A 17722-nucleotide genomic window follows, 5' to 3' on the forward strand; every position below is an offset into this window, starting at 1 on the left:
TTTGAGCACCATCTATCGTCATCAAAACAGGGAACACCTTTCTTTTGAGGTATTCCCTGTTTGCCTCAGTTTTGCCTTTGAAACTCCGATCGGATCTCATCGTAGTACCGCTGCACCGTGGAGCGGTCCATCTGCAATTCCCTGGCGATTAAGGACTTGCTGGATACGCCGGGGTGCTCCCGCAGGTAGGCGGCGATAGCTTTCTTCTTGGGACTCACCCCGTCGGGGTATTCCGTCCTTACCCCGGAGCGGAGGGCGGCGATCTCCGCTTTCATCTCCAGGATCAGTACCTTCAGTTTCTCCTCGCACTCCTTGCGGGTTTTGGCATAGACATTTCGGGAGTGCTTTTTTCCGTCCGGCCATACCGGGGAGTACCGCCCCTCCCAGAGGTGTTCTCGCAGTTGGCTGACGCACCCGGTTCCCGGCCTGCGCCTGGGTGGTTCCACCGGCACAAAGTCCTGCTTTGGGGGGGCGTCTGTCTGTTCCGGCATGGGCTCCACTTCTGCTTTGGCGATTCCCTGGTCGATACTTAACGCCGCTTTCTTCCGCATCTCATCGGTGATGTGGGTATAGGTGTTCAGGGTTGTGGCTGCAGAGACATGACCGATGATGGTGGAGAGGGTCTTGACATCCATCCCATTTTCCAGGGACAGGGTGGCAAACGTGTGACGCAAGTCATGAAACCTCACTTTTTTACACTCTGCACGCTCCAAGATTACTTGCAAGCGCTTGCGGACATAGCCGGGGTCGATTGGCTGTTCCGGCTTGATTCGTGATGGGAACATCAATTCAGAGAAGACGCCTTTCTTGTACTCCGCCAGCAGTTCCACCATGGCAGGTGGCAGGATAATGGTGCGGTTGGCCGCTTTGGTCTTGGGCTCGTTGAGAATGAGTTTCCCGCCCACGGGGTAGACTTGCTTGTCGATACGCAGTTTCCCAGTGGCAAAATCCAGGTCGTCCCATCGGAGGGCCAGCAGTTCGCCCCGGCGCATGCCGGTGGTCAGCTCCAGTAGGAAGAGTTCGTACATCCCCTCCGCCTTGGCTTGAATGAGAAATCGCTGGATCTCCTCCTGGGTCAAAATTTTCATCTCTTTACCCTTCAGAGGAGGCAGTTTGCACCCGATGGCCGAGTTGCTGTGGATCAGCCGCTCCTCCACCGCCTTGTCTAAAGCCATCTGACAGACGGCGTGGCAGCTGCGCACCGAGCGGTCCGCCATGCTGGGGCCTCTGCGTTCTACATTGGCTTTTCGCCCACTCTCCTTCATGCGCCGGAAGAACTGCTGGAGTTCTGCCTGGGTCAGTTGGTTCAGTGGGATGTCTCCCAAGCCTGGGATCAGATGATTGTAGATCCACCCCTCATAACTGAGTTGGGTTGTTTGTCGGAGTCTGGGTTTGGAATAATTCTGGTACCAGTAGTCCAGCCAGTCCCGGAAAGTCATATCGGATCGCACCTGGACAGGTCGAACCACCTGGCAGACACTTTTCAGGTCCTCCAATTTTGCGATACATTCCTTCTTGGTTTTTGCCAGTACATTTTTTGTCCTGGGATTGCCCGCCTCATCGTAACCCACCACTACCCGGCCCTCCCAGCGGCCGTCCTTCCGCAGGCGGACAGTGCCCTCTCCCTTCTTTCTCTTTCCTGCCATACGATCACCTCACCATAATATTTTCCATGAAGCCGCCCACGATCTCACTGGCCCGCTTCTGCATATCGCCAGTCACATGGGTATAAGTATCCAGGGTGAACGAAGCCTGAGTATGGCCCAGGATTCCCGAGAGGGTCTTGGCATCCACGCCGCTGGCCAGGGCGTGGGTAGCAAAAGTGTGCCGGAGATCATGAAAGCGAATACTGGGCAGCCCCGCCCTTTTCAGTAGCGTTTTCAAGTGATTGTAGGCGCTACCAGGACTGGCGGGCTGCTCCGGTCGGAGCGGATTTGGGAAGATCCACTGGGAGTAGGAGTGCTTCTTCCGCTGGGCCAGAAGCCCCGCGGTGCTGGGCGGCAGGGTGATGGTCCGTTTTCCTGTGCCCGTCTTGGTCTCACCGGCAACCAGCCTTCCGCCTTTCTGCGCATGGAGCGTCCTGCGGATGGCGAGGGTCCCATGGGCCTCGTCGAAGTCACTCCACATAAGGCCGCAGATCTCGCCTTGCCGCAGGCCGGTGGTCAACTCGGTGTAGAAGAAGTCGTACCAGACACTGTCCTCACGAATCACCTCCATGAAGCGCTCCAGTTGAGAGTCATTGAGAATCTGCTTGGGGGCCGTTTTCTTCTTGGGCAGGGTGATGCCCTCGGTGGGGTTTCGGGCGATGAGGTTTTCCTGTACTGCTGCATCCATGGCCTGATGAAATACCCCGTGGATACGACGGATCGTCGCGCCGGACAACTGGTATCCATACTCTGGGTGGAGTTCCTTCCGCCCGTTTTTCTGGAGTTCCCGGTATAGTTTCTGGACATCTTCCCGAGTGACCTTCCCCACCGGCTTGTCCCCCAGGTAGGGCTTGATGTTGCGGTCGATGTACCCCCGGTAGCCCTCCAGTGTAGATGGACGCACCGAGGGTGTGGCATACTCCTCCAGCCAGCGGTCCAGCCACTGGCCCAGGGGCATTTTGCTGTTCTCGCTCAGATCCACATCCCGGTATTCCTCAATGTTCTGATGGAGCTTTTTCAACAGCTCCTTCTGCGTCTTGGCAGATAGATAGCGGAAGATGGGCTCTCCGCTTTCCTTGTGGCCGATGACAATGCGCCCTTCCCAGCGGCCATCTTCCCGCTTGCGCACCATGCCGTCCCCGGACGGTCTGCGCTTTCCCATAGTTTTATTCCTCCTCTCTCATCTGGCGGCAGGCACGCTCTGTCTCCTCCTCATCGAAGGAGTACAGGCCGTCTGCCTCCAGTTCTTTGCTCAGCCCCCAGGCCAGTTTGAACCCAGCGGTGAAGCTGGCCAGGGAGATTTCTTCTTTCAACAGATTCTGACTGTCCACCAAATGCATGAGCCTGCGGCGCTGCATCTTATCCAAGAAATCTCGGACCTCCTGGCGGGTGTTCTCAATATCCTCTTCCAACTCTGACACATCCGGTTCCCGGAAGAACCGCTGGTGCAGGGCTCTCATGTAGTCGTTCATGTGTACCGCCTCCTTGCAGCAACACACCATACCACAAGGTTTGGTCAATAGCCATCCCAATCCCAGCGAGTTATCAAATTGTTATCAATTGCCCTGCGCTTATTTTTGTTTATGCGGCGCAAGTCCTGCGCATTGTCTTGTATTGGCCCGGAGCCTATGGTAAGATGCGGTTACTTCTTTCTAAGGGAGGTGCGGCAGATGATCTACTGTATGGCAGATCTTCATGGAGAACGGGATTTCTTTCTCCGGATGTTGGAGCAGATCCGGTTCTCTGATACGGACCATTTATACATTCTTGGGGATGTGATTGACCGGGGCACCGGCGGCATCGATCTGCTGGAGCAGATCATGGAAGCCCCCAACATGACCATGCTCCTGGGCAACCACGAGCAGATGTGTCTGAGTACCCTCGGCCCCCACAACGAGTTTGGCACCCGGGACCTGTGGCGGCAAAACGGTGGAATGACGACCTACCGGGAGTTGCTTTACCACTGCACGTATCAGGAGAGGAACCGTATCCTGCGTTTTCTCTCTGAATTACCAGATGATCTGGAACTCACGGTGGGCAATCAGAAATTTCATCTTGTCCACGGTTTCCCAGGTGATGATCACGACACCCGCATCTGGGGCCGGGTGGAACCGGACAGTGCAAGCCCCTATCCGGACACCATCTGCATCGTCGGCCACACGCCCACGGTCTTTCTCACCGGCCGAATGGGCGAAGATTCCTCCATCTGGCATGGGAACGGGATCATCGACATCGACTGCGGCTGCGGCAACCTGAATGCTCCCCACCGCCGTCTGGCCTGCCTGCGCCTGGACGACATGGCTGAGTTCTATGTGGGCGGAACAGAAACTGAAAACTTCATTTGAGTTTTGATTGAGCCTCCCGCACAGTTGCGGGAGGCTCGCTGACTATTTCACAGTACTTGTTTTCGATTCTTACCATCCACCCATAGTCATGTCACCTATATTCTGCTCTTTCTCATGGTCATCCGGCTTGTGACCCAGGGCGATTTTCTTTGCCCTGAGTTTCTGGAGACGCTTGCGATCAATGTGCATACCACCCGAGGTTGGAGTGGTTGGTACATTGTCCTTGAATATGTTGCCCATGTGGTGGAGCAGTCGGGTAGCCGAGAGCAGTAGGCTTGGTGATACCTGCTGTTCCTGCTGCTCCATCCTATCCACAAAGAATTGCGCATAGGTATGGCCCTGCTCCGCTGCAGCCTGAAACCACTGGTAGGCGGTGTCTGCATCCTGCTCTACACCCTCACCCGCCAGGTACAACTTGCCCAGCAGATACTGCGCCCAAGGGTTATCCGCTTGTGCCGCCTGGTGGAGATACTCCGCCGCTGTGCCAGAATTCTTCACCACATGCTTACCGCTGAGATACTCCTTGCCCAACACATAGGCGGCGTAGTCATTTCCGTTTTTGGCGGCTGTTTTCATCCAACGGATACCTTCGCTCGGATCACGCACATCCGGATCGTCAGAGAGAAACAATCTGCCCAGGGAATATTGTGCGACGTGGACTTCGTGCTTTGCCGCCTGCTCCAACCAGTGTCGGGCTTTCTCTGCGTCTGGGATCAGCAGTCCGCCGTCTCGATACAACAGTCCCAGGAAATATTGCGCGTATGCGTCACCCGCTTTGGCCATCTGCTCCAGCTTTGCCACGGCAGCATCCCGTTCCGCAAGAGGCAGTTCTTCATTTTCGATCGCCCCTCGCAGTTCCCAGCACGCCCAGGTGAGTTCCCGGTCATCCACCCAGCCGCCACCATCCTCCATGTCCATGTCCTCAAAGGAAATTTGATTTTGCCGGATGCGCTCGGCCTCCTGGATCACCGCATTCTTGATGGCACGGAACTCTTTCTGCTGAGACAGTGGCGGACGCCGGCGTTCCTTTTCCGAGTAGAAATCATTCACTTTGCACTGCAGGTCCCACCACTTTTGGTAGCACTCGTTTACAACAGTCAGCCGTTCCATCTGGTTTACGATCTCATCTACCTGTTTCTTCAATGCTTTCGGAAGATACCCGTAGGACTTCTTACCTTTCACATTACCCAACTGTTGCGCGAGATCCAGTATCATCTGCTCTGCCTCAGGATGTTCACAGACCGACTCACTCATCTGCTGAGACAACTCCAGCATGGCTCTCCGGGTTTCCCGCACCAGTTCGTCTCTGCTTTCAGACTTCTGCTCATAAAGATGAAGCATTTCCTGTTGGAAGATCTGATTGGTGAGGGTGGATTTGATCTGCCGGATACCGTCCCGTGTCAGATATGCTTCACCGGGTACCGTCGACCACGCCATCATGTGCACATGCGGATGCTTTCCCTCATCATGGAAGGCGGCGTACCAACGGAAGTCCTGGGGCGGGATCTTCATGGCGGCGGCAATGTCATTGCGATGTGTACGCAGGAGAGCACGCCACGCCTGGGCGTTGTTATAGCCCAGGCGCTCAGCGTCCTCCCGATGGAGCGAGATGATGTGCGTCCACACATTTCCCGTGTAGTGCTCCAGTTCCGACATGGCCTTGTCCAAATCCACACTGTCTTCATCGCCAAACAATCCATGGTCACCCAGACGCTCCGCACGGGGACGGGTAGCAATGTATTGTGCGTAGCCCTCGGAGGATTGTACTTGCGACCAGTTCTCCTCCAGGGCCAGAGTGATGAACGCCGAGGCGTTGGCCTTGGTGGGACGACTGGTGTAGTCCTCATACTCCAGCAGATCTTTTGTGTCAGGGAAATCTTTCACCAGTTTGGCAATGAGTTGCTCCTGCTTGCGGGTGGGCGGACGGTCATCCGGTATCATCTCCACCCGCTCCCGCGTGGCAATGTACTTCATATAGCCACCGGCACCCTGACCGCCGCCACACTTGATATATGGACTCTTGACGATCAATCTTGCCACTCATCATCACTCCCTTTGGCGTCTTTTGCAATCTGCTCGAACCGCAGCCGCCCATTGGTCCGTTTCACATTGGCGATGCTGTTGGCGCGACGGCGGCGCAGATACTCCTCATCCAGTTTGACGCAGTCAGCCAGCGTACTCATTCCTATGTCCAACTCCACCGCCTGCTTGAACAACAGCGACGCCATGCGATTTTCAAATTGATCCAGTCTGCCATCCAGGTAAGACTGAACCGAGGTGGGGAGAAACAGTCCGGCGTTATTGGCACTGAGGTAGTCCAGATAAAAGTCGATGGCATTCTCAATAAATGCGGTGAGGCTGCGGCTCCCATCTTCCGTATATCGCCGTTCCAGAGTGGCTTTTTTCTCCGGCGACAGGTAGAGAGGAAATTTTTCTTTTTTGCTCATAATGGCTCCTTTCTGGGGTTTGACCCCTGTTTTTTTCTTGTGGGAGTAAGCGTTGGGGGATAACGACCTCAGAACTCTGTTTTCTCTCCGATTTTGACCCCATTTCCAGCGCCCACGGAAACCCCTGAAACTGCCCGCACTGCGGGCAGTTGTGACCGGCAAAAGGCGTCGCGGTCGACGCCTTGCCTTTATCCTGCCTTTTCTTTCGTCCTCGCCTTGCGCTCTCATCCGAGCCGATAGTGGGCCAAATCCGCCTCAAAATCCCCGGATGGGGCAGGGACTCTGCCCTGCCCCGAAGGAGGGCACACAGCCCCTCACAGTGGGGAACACGGGGGGTTTTTGGCTTGCTGCTCCAGGCACTTTTGTACCCGCTGCCGTTCTGTTGCCAGTTCCAGTTCCGCCAACTTTTCTTCGTAGTATCGGGTGATCACATTCTGAGGCGGCAGCAAAGTGAACTGCAAGGTCCCATTGCGTGTCACACCCGCTTTGGTCGTTACCTTGGTGGGCTCCACCGAAATTAGCCCTCGTTCTTCCAACTTTTTCACATGTCGGCTCACGGTGTTTGCGCACATCCCCACCGCCTCCCCAATGGTTCTGTAACTTGGCCAGCACTGGTGCGTCTTCTGGTTTTCGCACCGACGCAGATAACAGTACACTGCCAACTCGCCGGGACCCAAGCCCAGGAGAAAGATCTCATTAGGCAGAGAGAAAAAGTTTCCTTTGTACTTCATCCAGCACCTCCCGTATGCTCCTCCACCCACTGTATGAACTTTTCCTTTGGTACCACCATACGGCTGCCCACACGCAGTACCGGGAAGTCCGGTTCATGCATCAGTTCATACCCACTGGACGGTGATACACCTAACACCTTCGCCACCAATTCCGAATTGAGAAACAGCGGCAACTCGTCGTAACTTTTGTAGACAGATTGTTTCATTTCAGATTCTCCTTTACAAAAAAGTAAGGACATCAGCGGCGGTACTGATGTCCTTCTGCTTGTATTGTGTCGGAGATTTTGATAGACTGAGAAAAAGGTGTGACCATTTATTTTTTAAGTGGGACAATTTTGAGAGGGGGCGGAGTTTGTATGTATGGAGAGATCGTATTTTATACGCACGGCAGCACGATTGAGTACGGCGGCGAAATCTTTCCGGCCGGTGAATTAACTGCTGACATATTGAACTTTACTCCCGAGGACTATCCCCCCATCCAGCGTCTTTTGGATCGCATGAAGGACTTGGCCAAGCAGTATGAGGACACATTGGATCGAGGCGTATGGTGGGAGTTGAACAACCAGTTGATGGAGCTGCGCAATCAGTTGATGCGGTATCGGGTATTTCAGATTTTACTGAAAGAGGATGACCGGTTTCTCAACGAAACCCAGCAGTACACGGAGAGTTACTCCTTTTTCACCGACGAGGAAATGGATGAGCAGGAGTGCTCCAATGATCGGTGGTTGGAGATGTACCGGCAGAAGGAAGAGGAGGGCTGGACGCCGCCTTTTCTCCTCATAGTAGATGGCGGCCGTGAGGACAAGTGGCGGTACTACAAACTGCAGATGGCCCGTTACCGGCGATACATCGATGATGTCATCGTGTTCAATCCCACCATCCATAACTTCATCAACTTTCTTCTCTCCAAATTGAAACGGAACTCCCCGGAGGAGTACGCCGCCGCGCTGTATCAGTTTTATAACGATGAGCGTCTGGTAGAGAAACTGATCGTGAACCCAACCAGCCTGGAGCGTCCCTTCTATCAGAAGTACGATCCCTGCGTGGTGAGTTATCTGCCCAGAGAATTGCCAGACGGAACCTTCGCCATCGCGCAGGAGCATACAACGAACAGTTTGCAGATGCTGCTGAAGGCCGACTTCATGACAGCCCTGAACGCCGGGCACAACATTCGCCGCTGCATTGTCTGTAAAAAATATTTCCTGGTTCGCAGCGGTGTCCATGCTCTCTACTGTGAGGGACGCTGCCCGTTGGATGAGCGGTTCACCTGCAGGCAGTATGGTAGTTACGAGATCCAGAAGGAACTGGCCCGGGATGTACCGAAAATCAGAGCCAAGATCACCGCTTTTAACCGCATCCGGAAGGACTACCAGCGGGGAGCCATTACGGAAGAAGAGATGCGGCAGCTGAAGGACGCCGTGCGGGACAAACTGTTTGACGCACTGAGCAGTCCCGACATCTCCAATGAGGACTTCAAACAGTCAATCTCCTCCGAACGCCTCTATCCCCTTTTCGGGATCGCCCGTCAGGCCAATCCCCGAGGCCGTCCCCGCAAAGTGAAGGACGGTGACGGCGCATGACCAATGAGGAACTGTTAGAGCGGATCGCCAACGGTGATGAGGCGGCTCTGGCCAAACTGTGCCTGATGAACACAGGTCTGGTGAAAGACCGTGCCCGATTGATTGCCCGTCAGTATCACTGCCTGCGGCAAACCAAATACGGCGGCTTGAGTGATTACACAAAAGAAACGCTCTCCGAACTGGAGAGCGTGGGAAAACTGGCACTGGTGGAGTGCGTTCGGGCCGGTGGCTATGATGCAGAGAAAGGTCGGTTCACGACCTATGTTACCCCGTTTCTGGACGGAGCCATGCGGCGGCATTTGGAATGCAGCATGGGGACGCTTGCGCTGGACCGGGACAGCATGGGATTGGTGCGAAAGGCACAGCGCCTTTATTATCAGGAAGGAAAAGAACCCAGTGAGATTTGTGCGTCCCTTGGCATTCCTTTCCGTGCTGTCGTCAGGGCGATTACCTACCCCACACATTTCTTCTCTGTCTATGATTTGCAAGGCCCTGACGATGGCGGCGATATTTTTGAGCGGCTTGCGTCAACCCGACTATCCGGATCTGCAGAAGACACGGTAATCCGCATGGTAACGATGGAATGCCTGCGGGAAGAGTTTTTGCAGCTTTCCAAGAAAGAGCAGGACATCCTGGGTCGCTATTTCGGCGTATACGGCTTTCCCAAGGCAGACCTGCGGGAAATCGCCGTGCGAAACCGGATGAAAGAATCCGGCGTAGAGAAAGCCACGGAGCAGGCACTGAAGCACCTGCAGGATCGGTGTCAACATAGTTTTGCTTGGGAACTCCGTCGGGCCAGGCGAATGGTGTCGCAGGCGGAACCGATATCACCCGACTCTGTCCCGCATTCTGCATGGTGGGAGGAAAAATAATACCCTTACTTATTTAGCTGAAAATATTTATGTGTGACATAGATTTGACACAATTTTTTGATGGTGTCCGAGTTGTCTATACTTATATCGGGGAAATCATATTCTATTGACATATACTTGACAAAAAACGGAGCGTCTGCTTTGTCGCAGGCGCTCCGTTTGATGTTGGATTATTTTTACTTTCGTGCTGGTTTCCGCAGTCGGCATGTTCCCTCCGTCTCGTCCTGCGCTTTCAGCAGGGAAACCAGAGCAGAGAAAAATTTCTTTCGCTGATAGTCCGTGCTGCCACGGTTCAGCTGATGGGCATCCGCGTACCTGCGGATAGGCAGGCCGTTTACACACTGGCCCACGAAAGCCTTCTTCCATCAGTCGCTCCACAGCTCCCCTGGAGATTTTCATATTAACCGGTCGCTTATGCTTGGCCCTCCGTTCACCATTCACCGCCACAAAGGTGCAGAAAAGCAAAGTCACCTTTCCAGCAAAGTATGGCTCCCCATATCCAGAAAACCACACTTTGTTTTCTGTGGTCCATCTCTAAATACTGTCACTTACAAAATACAGTGCCACATATTTAACTTCTAAAGTTTATAATAGGCAGTTGAAAATTTCAATTTAATTTTGAGGATTTGGCCGTCTTGTTGAAATCTCAAAAAATACTTGATATGATACTACATATATAATTGACCTAAGAGAAGATGCTATTACGAAGAGCGGAGGATTCAAAATGGCATACTCGTATAACCGTCTTTGGAAATTGATGATCGATAAGAAGATCAACAAAACAACTCTGCGCCGAGAGGCTGGCATTACATCCAATGCCATGGCAAAGCTGGGCAAAGATCAGCCGGTCAATATAGAAGTTCTGGCAAAGATTTGCCGCGTCCTTGATTGTACAATAGATGATATTATGGAAATCATTCCAGATACAAGTGTCTAAAACTCAGATATCTCTTAATGATATATTCCTGTTTAGATTAGAAAAGATCATTATTACAAAGTTGCAAAGGAAGGTATTACCTCATGGCAAGAAAGAAAGCCGAAGAAACTTTGAATTTGGATGCGATCCTTTTTAAATGCCGTGATATTCTGCGCCAAGCGCGCAATTCCGGTTCATTTTTTGAAAAACGTGACATGATGCTTACACTTGTGTTTTTGCGCTTTATTGGAGAAAAGTTTGAAGACGGGATTGAGCACCTACGCCAAACACTGATTGCACAGGGCCTTGACCCTGATGATAAAGAAATCCAGGCGGCATTTTTTGACGATGCCACTTTTACGGACGGCACCTATAACCTGCCTGTGGAAGCGCGCTGGTCAACGATTATCAATACGCCGGCCCCTCAACTGAATGTTGCATTGGATTCCGCTCTGCACAATCTGGCCGTTAGCAATAAGCAGCTCAAGGGCTGTTTTGTTGAGGGTACATTTACCACCCGCAACCTTGCGCCCAATGATATTAAGAAGGTTGTAGATGAAGTCAATAAAATCAGCCACAAGACTTTTGGCGAGGAGAAAGATCTGATTGGCCGGGTATATGAATACTTCCTCAAAGAATTCGCAGTAAATGCCACCAAAGAAGAAGGTGAATTTTATACGCCCCACGATGTGGTTCAGTTGATTGCTGCCATGATCGAACCCTTTGATGGTACGCTCTACGATCCTTGCTGCGGCTCCGGCGGAATGTTTATTCAGAGCGCAGACCTTGTGAAAGAAAAGCAGGGCGATATCAGCCGTATCAACATTTATGGCCAGGAAAAGGAGCCTGCAACCTATCGCCTGGCCAAGATGAATCTTGCCCTGCGCGGTCTCAGCCATCATCTGGGTGAAGAGGCAGACTCCACCTTCACTCACGATCTGCACAAAGGGCTTTACTTTAACTATATCATGGCAAATCCGCCCTTTAACCTGAAGGGGTGGTATAACGAGAATCTGAAAAATGACCCACGCTGGGCAGATTATTCCACGCCGCCGGAAAGCAATGCCAACTACGCCTGGATTCTGCACATTCTTTCCCACCTGAAGCCTCTTGACGGTGTGGCTGGCTTCCTTCTGGCAAACGGCGCTCTGGGTGACAGCGACACACTGGAAATTCGGAAAAAGCTGATCCAGAATGACAAGGTGGAGGCTATCATCATTCTCCCTCGCGAACTGTTTATCACTACGGATATCAGCGTTACCCTATGGATTCTGAATCAGAACAAAAAGGGCGGAGCCTATCACGGAAGAACTCTACGCAATCGGGAGCATGAACTTTTGTTTATGGATTTGCGCACTTGGACAGAGAATCCAGTCAAGGGCGAGAACAAAAAGAAAGTGCAGTTGGTAACAGATCAAATCGAAAAAGCAGCCCAGATCTACCACACCTGGCAGATTGAAGGGACAGACAGCTCAAATTATGCAGTGCCGGAGCTGTACCGCAGCGTTGGTATGGATGAGATCGAAAAACAAGGTTGGAGCCTGATTCCCAGCAAGTATATTGAGTTCATTGACCATGACCTGGACATTGATTTTCAGGCAGAAATGCGGCGGATTCAGGAAGAAATGAAAGCTGTCATGCAGCAGGAAAAAGCATCGCAGGCTATGCTGTTAGACGCTTTCAGGGGGATTGGTTATGGCATTGACTAAGTGTAAGCTGGGCGCATACATTGAACTGCATGGGGAAACAAATGCCAGCCTCATATTTGGCTCTGACGATGTACGTGGAGTTAATAATCTAAAATTGCTGATGCCAACAAAAGCAGACATCAATGGTCGTGATTTGAGTAAATTTCAAATCGTATATCCAGGAGAGTTTGTATTTAATCACAGAACATCCAGAAACGGCAGCAAATTCAGCATTGCGTATAACGATGGCGAAAAGGCCGTAATCTGCACAGAAGATTATGTTGTGTTTCGCATTAAAGAAGATGCAAAACAGGTTCTTGCTGCTGAATGGCTCTATATGTTCTTTAATCGGTCAGAGTTTGATCGGTATGTGATTACTAACTCATGGGGCAGTTCTACCGAATTCTACAATTGGGAAGACCTTTGCGAGGTAGAATTGGATTTGCCGCCATTTCCCGTTCAGCAGAAATATGTAAACATTTATAAATCCATGGTGGCCAATCAGAAAAGTTACGAGCGTGGGCTGGAAGATTTGAAACTTGCCTGCGATGGGTATATTGAAGAGTTGAGACGAGAGATGCCACGCGAGGCAATTGGGAAATACCTAATACAAAAAAATGATAGAAACACAGAGAAAAATATTACAAATGTAGTTGGTTTGAGTACGAAGAAAGAGTTTCGGGAGGCTCAAAGTCGAGTGAACAGGAATGAGCTTGGTAACTATAAAATAGTTAAACCTGATGAAATTGCTTTCGTGCCGACTACCGATACATGGAAAGTATTGGCTTTTGCTCAAAATACTTGTGGACACGCAGTCGTAGTCTCACCAATTTACGAAGTTTTTTGCGTTGATAAAAATGCGGTTTTACCGGAATATCTCGCGATGTGGTTATCGCGCAAAGAATTTGATAGATATGCTCGGTTCTATTCATGGGGTTCTGCACGAGAAAATTTTTCATTTGAAGACATGTGTAATGTACAAATTCCAATTCCTGATATTAAAATACAAAAGGCTATTGCAGAAATTTTTACTGTATATATTGCACGCAAGCGAATCAATGAACAGTTAAAAGCCCAGATCAAAGATATCTGTCCGATCCTGATAAAAGGCTCAATGGAGGAGAGCTAAGATGAGCTTATACACTGAACGACACGGGATGAGAACTCCCATAGAAAGGACTTACTCAATATCAATAAAAACTTATTCGCGCCTGTTTGACTGTTGTTCAAGATACTTTGAATACCTGGCATGGAAGTATCCGGTGGAATGTCCCGACGGAAACGGATGTTGTGGTTTGGATTTTAAAAAGTTCAGTGAAGATATGGAGTTTGAAATCCCGACATTGTTTCGAAGAGAGGGGCGCATTGATAAACCACAGTCCATACAGTTTCCATTTGATGATGAGCCCATTGATGATGAATTCGATCAATATGCTCTGATTGATTTAATAGAGTTTGTGGCACAGAACATCCGCGACATAACCCAGAAAAGATATCATGACTTTTTTCGACATAATGATTTATTCTTTGGGGGAACCAATGAAATTGCAGAAAAGTTTATTAAAGAGATAAACAACACTTTTCAAAAAGCCGGATTACTATACCAGTTAACCACAAACTTAGAGGTCGAACGCATTGAAGAAACCGCAATTCTTTCAGAGAAGATTGAAAAGGATATCCAAGCTATTAAAGAACCGGGACTTCATGAGTTATTAATAGTGGCTGTCCAAAAGCATAAATCACCTTATCCCGACGATCAAAAGGATGCAGTTGAAAAAATATGGGATGCATTTGAACGACTGAAGACCTACTATATCGGTAAAAAGAAAAATGAGTCCGCAGATCAAATCATAAGTGATATGTCTGAGGGAAAAGAAGCGTACATCAAACTCTTTACCGCAGAATTCAAACTGTTAACTGAAATTGGAAACAATTATCGTATTCGCCACCATGAAACCGATAAAATCGATATAACCGATATTCGTCATTATGATTACTTTTTCAACCGGTGTCTGGCTCTAATTGGAACCGCAATTCAGTATTTGAAATGAAGAAGTATCATTGGATACGAATTCGAGATTTGCTCGAACACGGAGGTCAACAGCAATGGCAAGACTGAAAAACTTCAATGGCCGCTATTGCGAGTCAGATTATGAAAATGCCTTCCTGAGTTTTTTAGAAAGAGAAGGCTGGCAATATCTCTCTGGTGGGGGAATTCCCCGCGCTTCCCGGAGAGAAGTGCTCTATACGGATGATCTGGAACAGTTTTTAAGCAATACCAATCCGGATCTGACTCCGGACGAGGTTCGGCAGATCATCGACACAGTCCGACTGGCCGGTGCAGAGAGCGATTTTACCACACTGCACAAGGTGTATGGTTGGATGGTAAACGGCATCCAGTTCACACCTCAGAATGGTTTGCCCAGAATGGTGCCCCTGATTGATTTTGAGCATCCGGAAAATAACATTTTCCGTGCAGTCAATCAGTTCACCGTGGAGTATACAAACAACGGGCAAACAGAAAACCGCCGGCCAGATATTCTTCTTTTTGTCAACGGAATGCCACTGTGTGTGATCGAGTTGAAAAATCCGGCAGATGCAAGTGCCACAATTTATGACGCATGGGAGCAGATCAACATTCGCTATTGGCGAGATATTCCTCATCTTCTGCATTATTGTCCCTTGGCCTGTATCTCCGATGGCGTTAAAACACGGCTTGGCACAGTCCGTACCCCTTATGAGCATTTCTACGCCTGGCGTCGGGTGGACGACGGCGACAAGGTATCCACACTTCCTTTTGAAGAAATGGAAACCATGATAAAAGGCGTATACACTCCGGAAAGATTTTTGGAAATCTTCCGTGATTACATCTATTTTCAGGACAGCGAATATGACGGCGATGAGCGGGAAATCGTCTGCCGGTATCCGCAGTTTTTTGCAACGCGTCTATTAAAACAGAGCATCATTAAATCGGTGATAGAAAAAAGTGGCAAGGGCGGAACCTATTTTGGAGCTACCGGGTGTGGTAAGACCTATACCATGGCATTCTTGGCCAGGCAGCTTGCCCTTCGCTGCACTGATGTCCCACAGATTGGATCTCCCACCATTGTCATGATTGTCGACCGTGAGGAGCTCCAGAAGCAGGGTGCCAAGCTGTTTACAAAAAGCAAGGAGTTCTTGAACCTGGGAGAAGTTAGCGTCGTGCCGAGCCGCAAAGTGTTGCGCGAAGAGCTTGGCGCACGTCAAAGCGGCGGTTTTTACATCTGCACCATCCAAAAGTTTTGTGACAGAGAGGACGACAAGATCGGTCTCATCAATGACCGGGCGAATATCATCTGTTTTTCAGATGAAGCCCACAGAACGCAGCTGGAGCACTCCAGAAAAATTCAATTCAGCAAAGATGCGGACGAGAACATGAAAGCCATGGTCTCGAAGCCCTACGCAAAAGTACTGAAAGAAGCATTTCCGCAAGCTACCTTTGTGGGCTTTACCGGTACACCGATTGCGGAAACCTATCAGACATTTGGCGACGAAATTGACCGCTACACGATGGATCAGGCTGTTGCGGACGGCCTGACCGTGTCTATTAAATATCATCCGCGTATTGCGAAGGTTTTGCTGGATCAGGAAAAAGTTAAGCTCATTGAGGACTATTACAAGAAATGTGCCGATGATGGCGCGACGGCCGAGGATATTGAGGCCAGTAAAAAGGCCATGAGCTCCATGGAAGTCATTCTGGGCGAACCTTCACGGTTGGAGCGTCTGGCCGTAGATATCCATGACCACTATGTGTCCTCCTGCGCCAATGACCCAGATAGGGTACAGAAAGCAATGGTGGTGTGTTCCAGTCGGCCTATTGCTTATGAATTGCTGAAAAAGTTTCAGGAGAGATATCCGGAGTGGTTTGTGGAAAAGAAATTCCCGGACGGTATGGATGTTTCCGAAGAAGAACTGCGCGAGTTGAAGCCGATGCCGTTCATGGCAATGGTGGCCAGTGTGGGCAGCAACGATCCGGCATATATGTACCGGTATCTTGGCGGCGTGAAAAACGGGAAGCGCTCGGAGGAACTTGATGCTGCATTCAAGCAGGAAAAGTCAAACTTCCATATTGCAATCGTTGTAGATATGTGGATTACAGGATTTGATGTTCCATCGCTCACCTATATGTACAATGACAAGCCGCTGAAAAAACACCTATTGATCCAGACGATCAGCCGTGTCAACAGAAAGTATCCTGGAAAAGAGTATGGTTTAATTATAGATTATATTGGAATCCGGGATAATATGCGCCAGGCTATGAAGCTATATGGCGGAGATAGTTCTGTGGCTCCTACGGCAGATGATGTGGATCAGGCTACCGGTGTATTCAGAGAAGAGCTTTTGATTCTGAAAGACCTCTTTTCTGGATATGACTTGGCTCTTTTCCTTGACCCAGATGGTGATCCTGCGGAGCGATATAGGCTACTGGCTAAAGCGGCAGAGTATGTTTTTGTTTCCACAGAGGAACTAAGCACAGAAAGTAACGGCGGAAAAACCACAAAGAAAGTTTCGTTTAAGACCTACTTTCTCAAAACAGTGAAAAGAATGCGCGCCGCATATGATATTTGCCAGCCTTCCGGCGAGCTCAGCGAAGAAGAGTCCTCCCTTGCACAATGCTTTATGGCTATTGCAGGCTTTGTCCGCAAAATGAGCGGCACCAGCGAGGTTGACACCGACACTATGAATCGCCATGTAGCGAAAATGGTTGAAGAGGCTTTAAAATACAACCAGGTTGAGAGTATTTTGGAAAACGGCGAACAGGAGGATCTTTTCAGTCCGGAGTACTTTGAAAAGTTGTCTGATGTAAAAATGCCGGCGTCCAAGCTGGAGCTGCTGGTAAAAATGCTGCGCAAGCAAATCTCGGAGTACAGTAAAACGAACCAGATGGCAGCAAAAAAATTCCAAGAAATGCTGGAGGAAACTATTAAACAATACCACGAACGGCGGAAACATCTTACCACAGAAGAGGCTGGAGTTGCACAGGAAGAGACCTCCGAGGAGATCATTCGAAATGCAACCGAGCAAGCTTTACAGATTCTCAGAGAGATGCATGCCGATCGGGAGAGTTTCCGAAAAGTTGGGCTTACATTCGAAGAAAAGGCCTTTTATGATATATTAATGGCTTTACGTGACCAATATAACTTTGAATATGGTACCGACAAAGTGGTTGACGGCGTATCTGTGAACGATAAATGCAAATCGTTGGCCAAAAAAATTAAAGAAATTATAGAAGTAAAATCTTCGTTTGCTGATTGGCTCAACAATCAAATTGTCAGGGATCAATTGAAATTTGATATCAAAGTTTGCTTGATTAAAAACGGATATCCCCCACAGTATAGCCCGGAGGTCTTCCGTAAAGTTATGGAACAGGTGGAAAATTTCGAGGAAAATAATTTGTAAACTCAGGGCTTTCGCTTAACGAGCATCTCTGCATTATATTATCGTTTTATCGTTGATT

The 17722-nt window shown here is 49.9% G+C and carries 15 protein-coding genes; 8 read left to right on the forward strand and 7 right to left on the reverse strand.

Going from position 1 to position 17722, the window contains the following annotated elements:
* Nucleotides 1-65: 65 nt before the first annotated feature.
* From B5G43_RS00485 to B5G43_RS00495, 3 genes are read right to left on the reverse strand one after another with little or no spacing between them, the layout of a single operon-like run.
* On the reverse strand, nt 66-1646 hold the full coding sequence (locus B5G43_RS00485) for a site-specific integrase (RefSeq protein WP_087257767.1): 1581 nt from the start codon (nt 1644-1646) through the stop codon (nt 66-68).
* Between the two features lie 4 nt (nt 1647-1650).
* A complete protein-coding gene (locus tag B5G43_RS00490; RefSeq protein ID WP_087257770.1) occupies nt 1651-2808 on the reverse strand; it encodes a site-specific integrase in 1158 nt (385 codons plus the stop codon).
* A 4-nt stretch (nt 2809-2812) separates the two neighbouring features.
* Entirely contained in the window at nt 2813-3118 is a 306-nt protein-coding gene (locus B5G43_RS00495) for a hypothetical protein (RefSeq protein WP_087257773.1), read from the reverse strand.
* A 198-nt stretch (nt 3119-3316) separates the two neighbouring features.
* Between B5G43_RS00495 and B5G43_RS00500 the strand changes: the two genes are divergently transcribed.
* Nucleotides 3317-3991: a metallophosphoesterase gene (locus B5G43_RS00500; RefSeq protein ID WP_158097314.1), complete on the forward strand. Its 675-nt coding sequence runs from the start codon at nt 3317-3319 to the stop codon at nt 3989-3991.
* Nucleotides 3992-4060: 69 nt separating this feature from the next.
* On the opposite strand, the gene mobP3 is transcribed toward B5G43_RS00500, so the two are convergent.
* From mobP3 to B5G43_RS00520, 4 genes are all read right to left on the reverse strand, one after another.
* Complete coding sequence (mobP3, locus tag B5G43_RS00505; RefSeq protein WP_087257778.1) at nt 4061-6031, reverse strand: MobP3 family relaxase; 1971 nt, start codon at nt 6029-6031, stop codon at nt 4061-4063.
* The gene (locus B5G43_RS00510) at nt 6019-6438 is read right to left on the reverse strand and encodes a hypothetical protein (protein ID WP_087257781.1); all 420 of its coding nucleotides are present in this window, start codon (nt 6436-6438) and stop codon (nt 6019-6021) included. Before B5G43_RS00510 ends, mobP3 begins: the two co-directional genes overlap by 13 nt.
* Before the next feature lie 314 nt (nt 6439-6752).
* On the reverse strand, nt 6753-7169 hold the full coding sequence (locus B5G43_RS00515; RefSeq protein WP_164488724.1) for a helix-turn-helix domain-containing protein: 417 nt from the start codon (nt 7167-7169) through the stop codon (nt 6753-6755).
* Nucleotides 7166-7375: a helix-turn-helix domain-containing protein gene (locus B5G43_RS00520; RefSeq protein WP_087257787.1), complete on the reverse strand. Its 210-nt coding sequence runs from the start codon at nt 7373-7375 to the stop codon at nt 7166-7168. The genes B5G43_RS00515 and B5G43_RS00520 overlap by 4 nt, the downstream gene beginning before the upstream one ends.
* A 150-nt stretch (nt 7376-7525) precedes the next feature.
* On the opposite strand from B5G43_RS00520, the gene B5G43_RS00525 reads away from it, so the two are divergent.
* The 7 genes from B5G43_RS00525 to B5G43_RS00560 all read left to right on the forward strand — a co-directional run bounded on the left by B5G43_RS00525 (nt 7526) and on the right by B5G43_RS00560 (nt 17664).
* Complete coding sequence (locus B5G43_RS00525; RefSeq protein WP_087257789.1) at nt 7526-8749, forward strand: DUF6076 domain-containing protein; 1224 nt, start codon at nt 7526-7528, stop codon at nt 8747-8749.
* The gene (locus tag B5G43_RS00530; protein WP_087257792.1) at nt 8746-9621 is read left to right on the forward strand and encodes a hypothetical protein; all 876 of its coding nucleotides are present in this window, start codon (nt 8746-8748) and stop codon (nt 9619-9621) included. The genes B5G43_RS00525 and B5G43_RS00530 overlap by 4 nt, the downstream gene beginning before the upstream one ends.
* A 724-nt stretch (nt 9622-10345) precedes the next feature.
* The gene (locus B5G43_RS00540; protein WP_087257796.1) at nt 10346-10558 is read left to right on the forward strand and encodes a helix-turn-helix transcriptional regulator; all 213 of its coding nucleotides are present in this window, start codon (nt 10346-10348) and stop codon (nt 10556-10558) included.
* Between the two features lie 83 nt (nt 10559-10641).
* Nucleotides 10642-12246 (forward strand): N-6 DNA methylase, encoded by a 1605-nt coding sequence (locus tag B5G43_RS00545; RefSeq protein WP_087257799.1) that lies wholly within the window; start codon nt 10642-10644, stop codon nt 12244-12246.
* On the forward strand, nt 12233-13354 hold the full coding sequence (locus B5G43_RS00550) for a restriction endonuclease subunit S (protein ID WP_087257802.1): 1122 nt from the start codon (nt 12233-12235) through the stop codon (nt 13352-13354). Before B5G43_RS00545 ends, B5G43_RS00550 begins: the two co-directional genes overlap by 14 nt.
* A 1-nt stretch (nt 13355) precedes the next feature.
* A complete protein-coding gene (locus B5G43_RS00555; protein ID WP_087257804.1) occupies nt 13356-14276 on the forward strand; it encodes a hypothetical protein in 921 nt (306 codons plus the stop codon).
* Nucleotides 14277-14331: 55 nt separating this feature from the next.
* Complete coding sequence (locus B5G43_RS00560; protein ID WP_087257807.1) at nt 14332-17664, forward strand: HsdR family type I site-specific deoxyribonuclease; 3333 nt, start codon at nt 14332-14334, stop codon at nt 17662-17664.
* Nucleotides 17665-17722: the final 58 nt, after the last annotated feature.

Source organism: Flavonifractor sp. An92 (genome assembly GCF_002159175.1).
GTDB lineage: Bacteria > Bacillota > Clostridia > Oscillospirales > Oscillospiraceae > Pseudoflavonifractor_A.

Excerpts from the sequence above, each read along its gene's own strand:
- B5G43_RS00530 (WP_087257792.1), top strand. The coding sequence starts at position 8,746 with ATGACCAATGAGGAACTGTTAGAGCGGATCGCCAACGGTGATGAGGCG.
- B5G43_RS00510 (WP_087257781.1), bottom strand. The coding sequence starts at position 6,438 with ATGAGCAAAAAAGAAAAATTTCCTCTCTACCTGTCGCCGGAGAAAAAA.
- B5G43_RS00485 (WP_087257767.1), bottom strand. The coding sequence starts at position 1,646 with ATGGCAGGAAAGAGAAAGAAGGGAGAGGGCACTGTCCGCCTGCGGAAG.
- B5G43_RS00545 (WP_087257799.1), top strand. The coding sequence starts at position 10,642 with ATGGCAAGAAAGAAAGCCGAAGAAACTTTGAATTTGGATGCGATCCTT.
- B5G43_RS00495 (WP_087257773.1), bottom strand. The coding sequence starts at position 3,118 with ATGAACGACTACATGAGAGCCCTGCACCAGCGGTTCTTCCGGGAACCG.
- B5G43_RS00525 (WP_087257789.1), top strand. The coding sequence starts at position 7,526 with ATGTATGGAGAGATCGTATTTTATACGCACGGCAGCACGATTGAGTAC.
- B5G43_RS00515 (WP_164488724.1), bottom strand. The coding sequence starts at position 7,169 with ATGAAGTACAAAGGAAACTTTTTCTCTCTGCCTAATGAGATCTTTCTC.
- B5G43_RS00490 (WP_087257770.1), bottom strand. The coding sequence starts at position 2,808 with ATGGGAAAGCGCAGACCGTCCGGGGACGGCATGGTGCGCAAGCGGGAA.
- B5G43_RS00550 (WP_087257802.1), top strand. The coding sequence starts at position 12,233 with ATGGCATTGACTAAGTGTAAGCTGGGCGCATACATTGAACTGCATGGG.
- B5G43_RS00560 (WP_087257807.1), top strand. The coding sequence starts at position 14,332 with ATGGCAAGACTGAAAAACTTCAATGGCCGCTATTGCGAGTCAGATTAT.
- B5G43_RS00500 (WP_158097314.1), top strand. The coding sequence starts at position 3,317 with ATGATCTACTGTATGGCAGATCTTCATGGAGAACGGGATTTCTTTCTC.
- B5G43_RS00520 (WP_087257787.1), bottom strand. The coding sequence starts at position 7,375 with ATGAAACAATCTGTCTACAAAAGTTACGACGAGTTGCCGCTGTTTCTC.
- B5G43_RS00555 (WP_087257804.1), top strand. The coding sequence starts at position 13,356 with ATGAGCTTATACACTGAACGACACGGGATGAGAACTCCCATAGAAAGG.
- B5G43_RS00540 (WP_087257796.1), top strand. The coding sequence starts at position 10,346 with ATGGCATACTCGTATAACCGTCTTTGGAAATTGATGATCGATAAGAAG.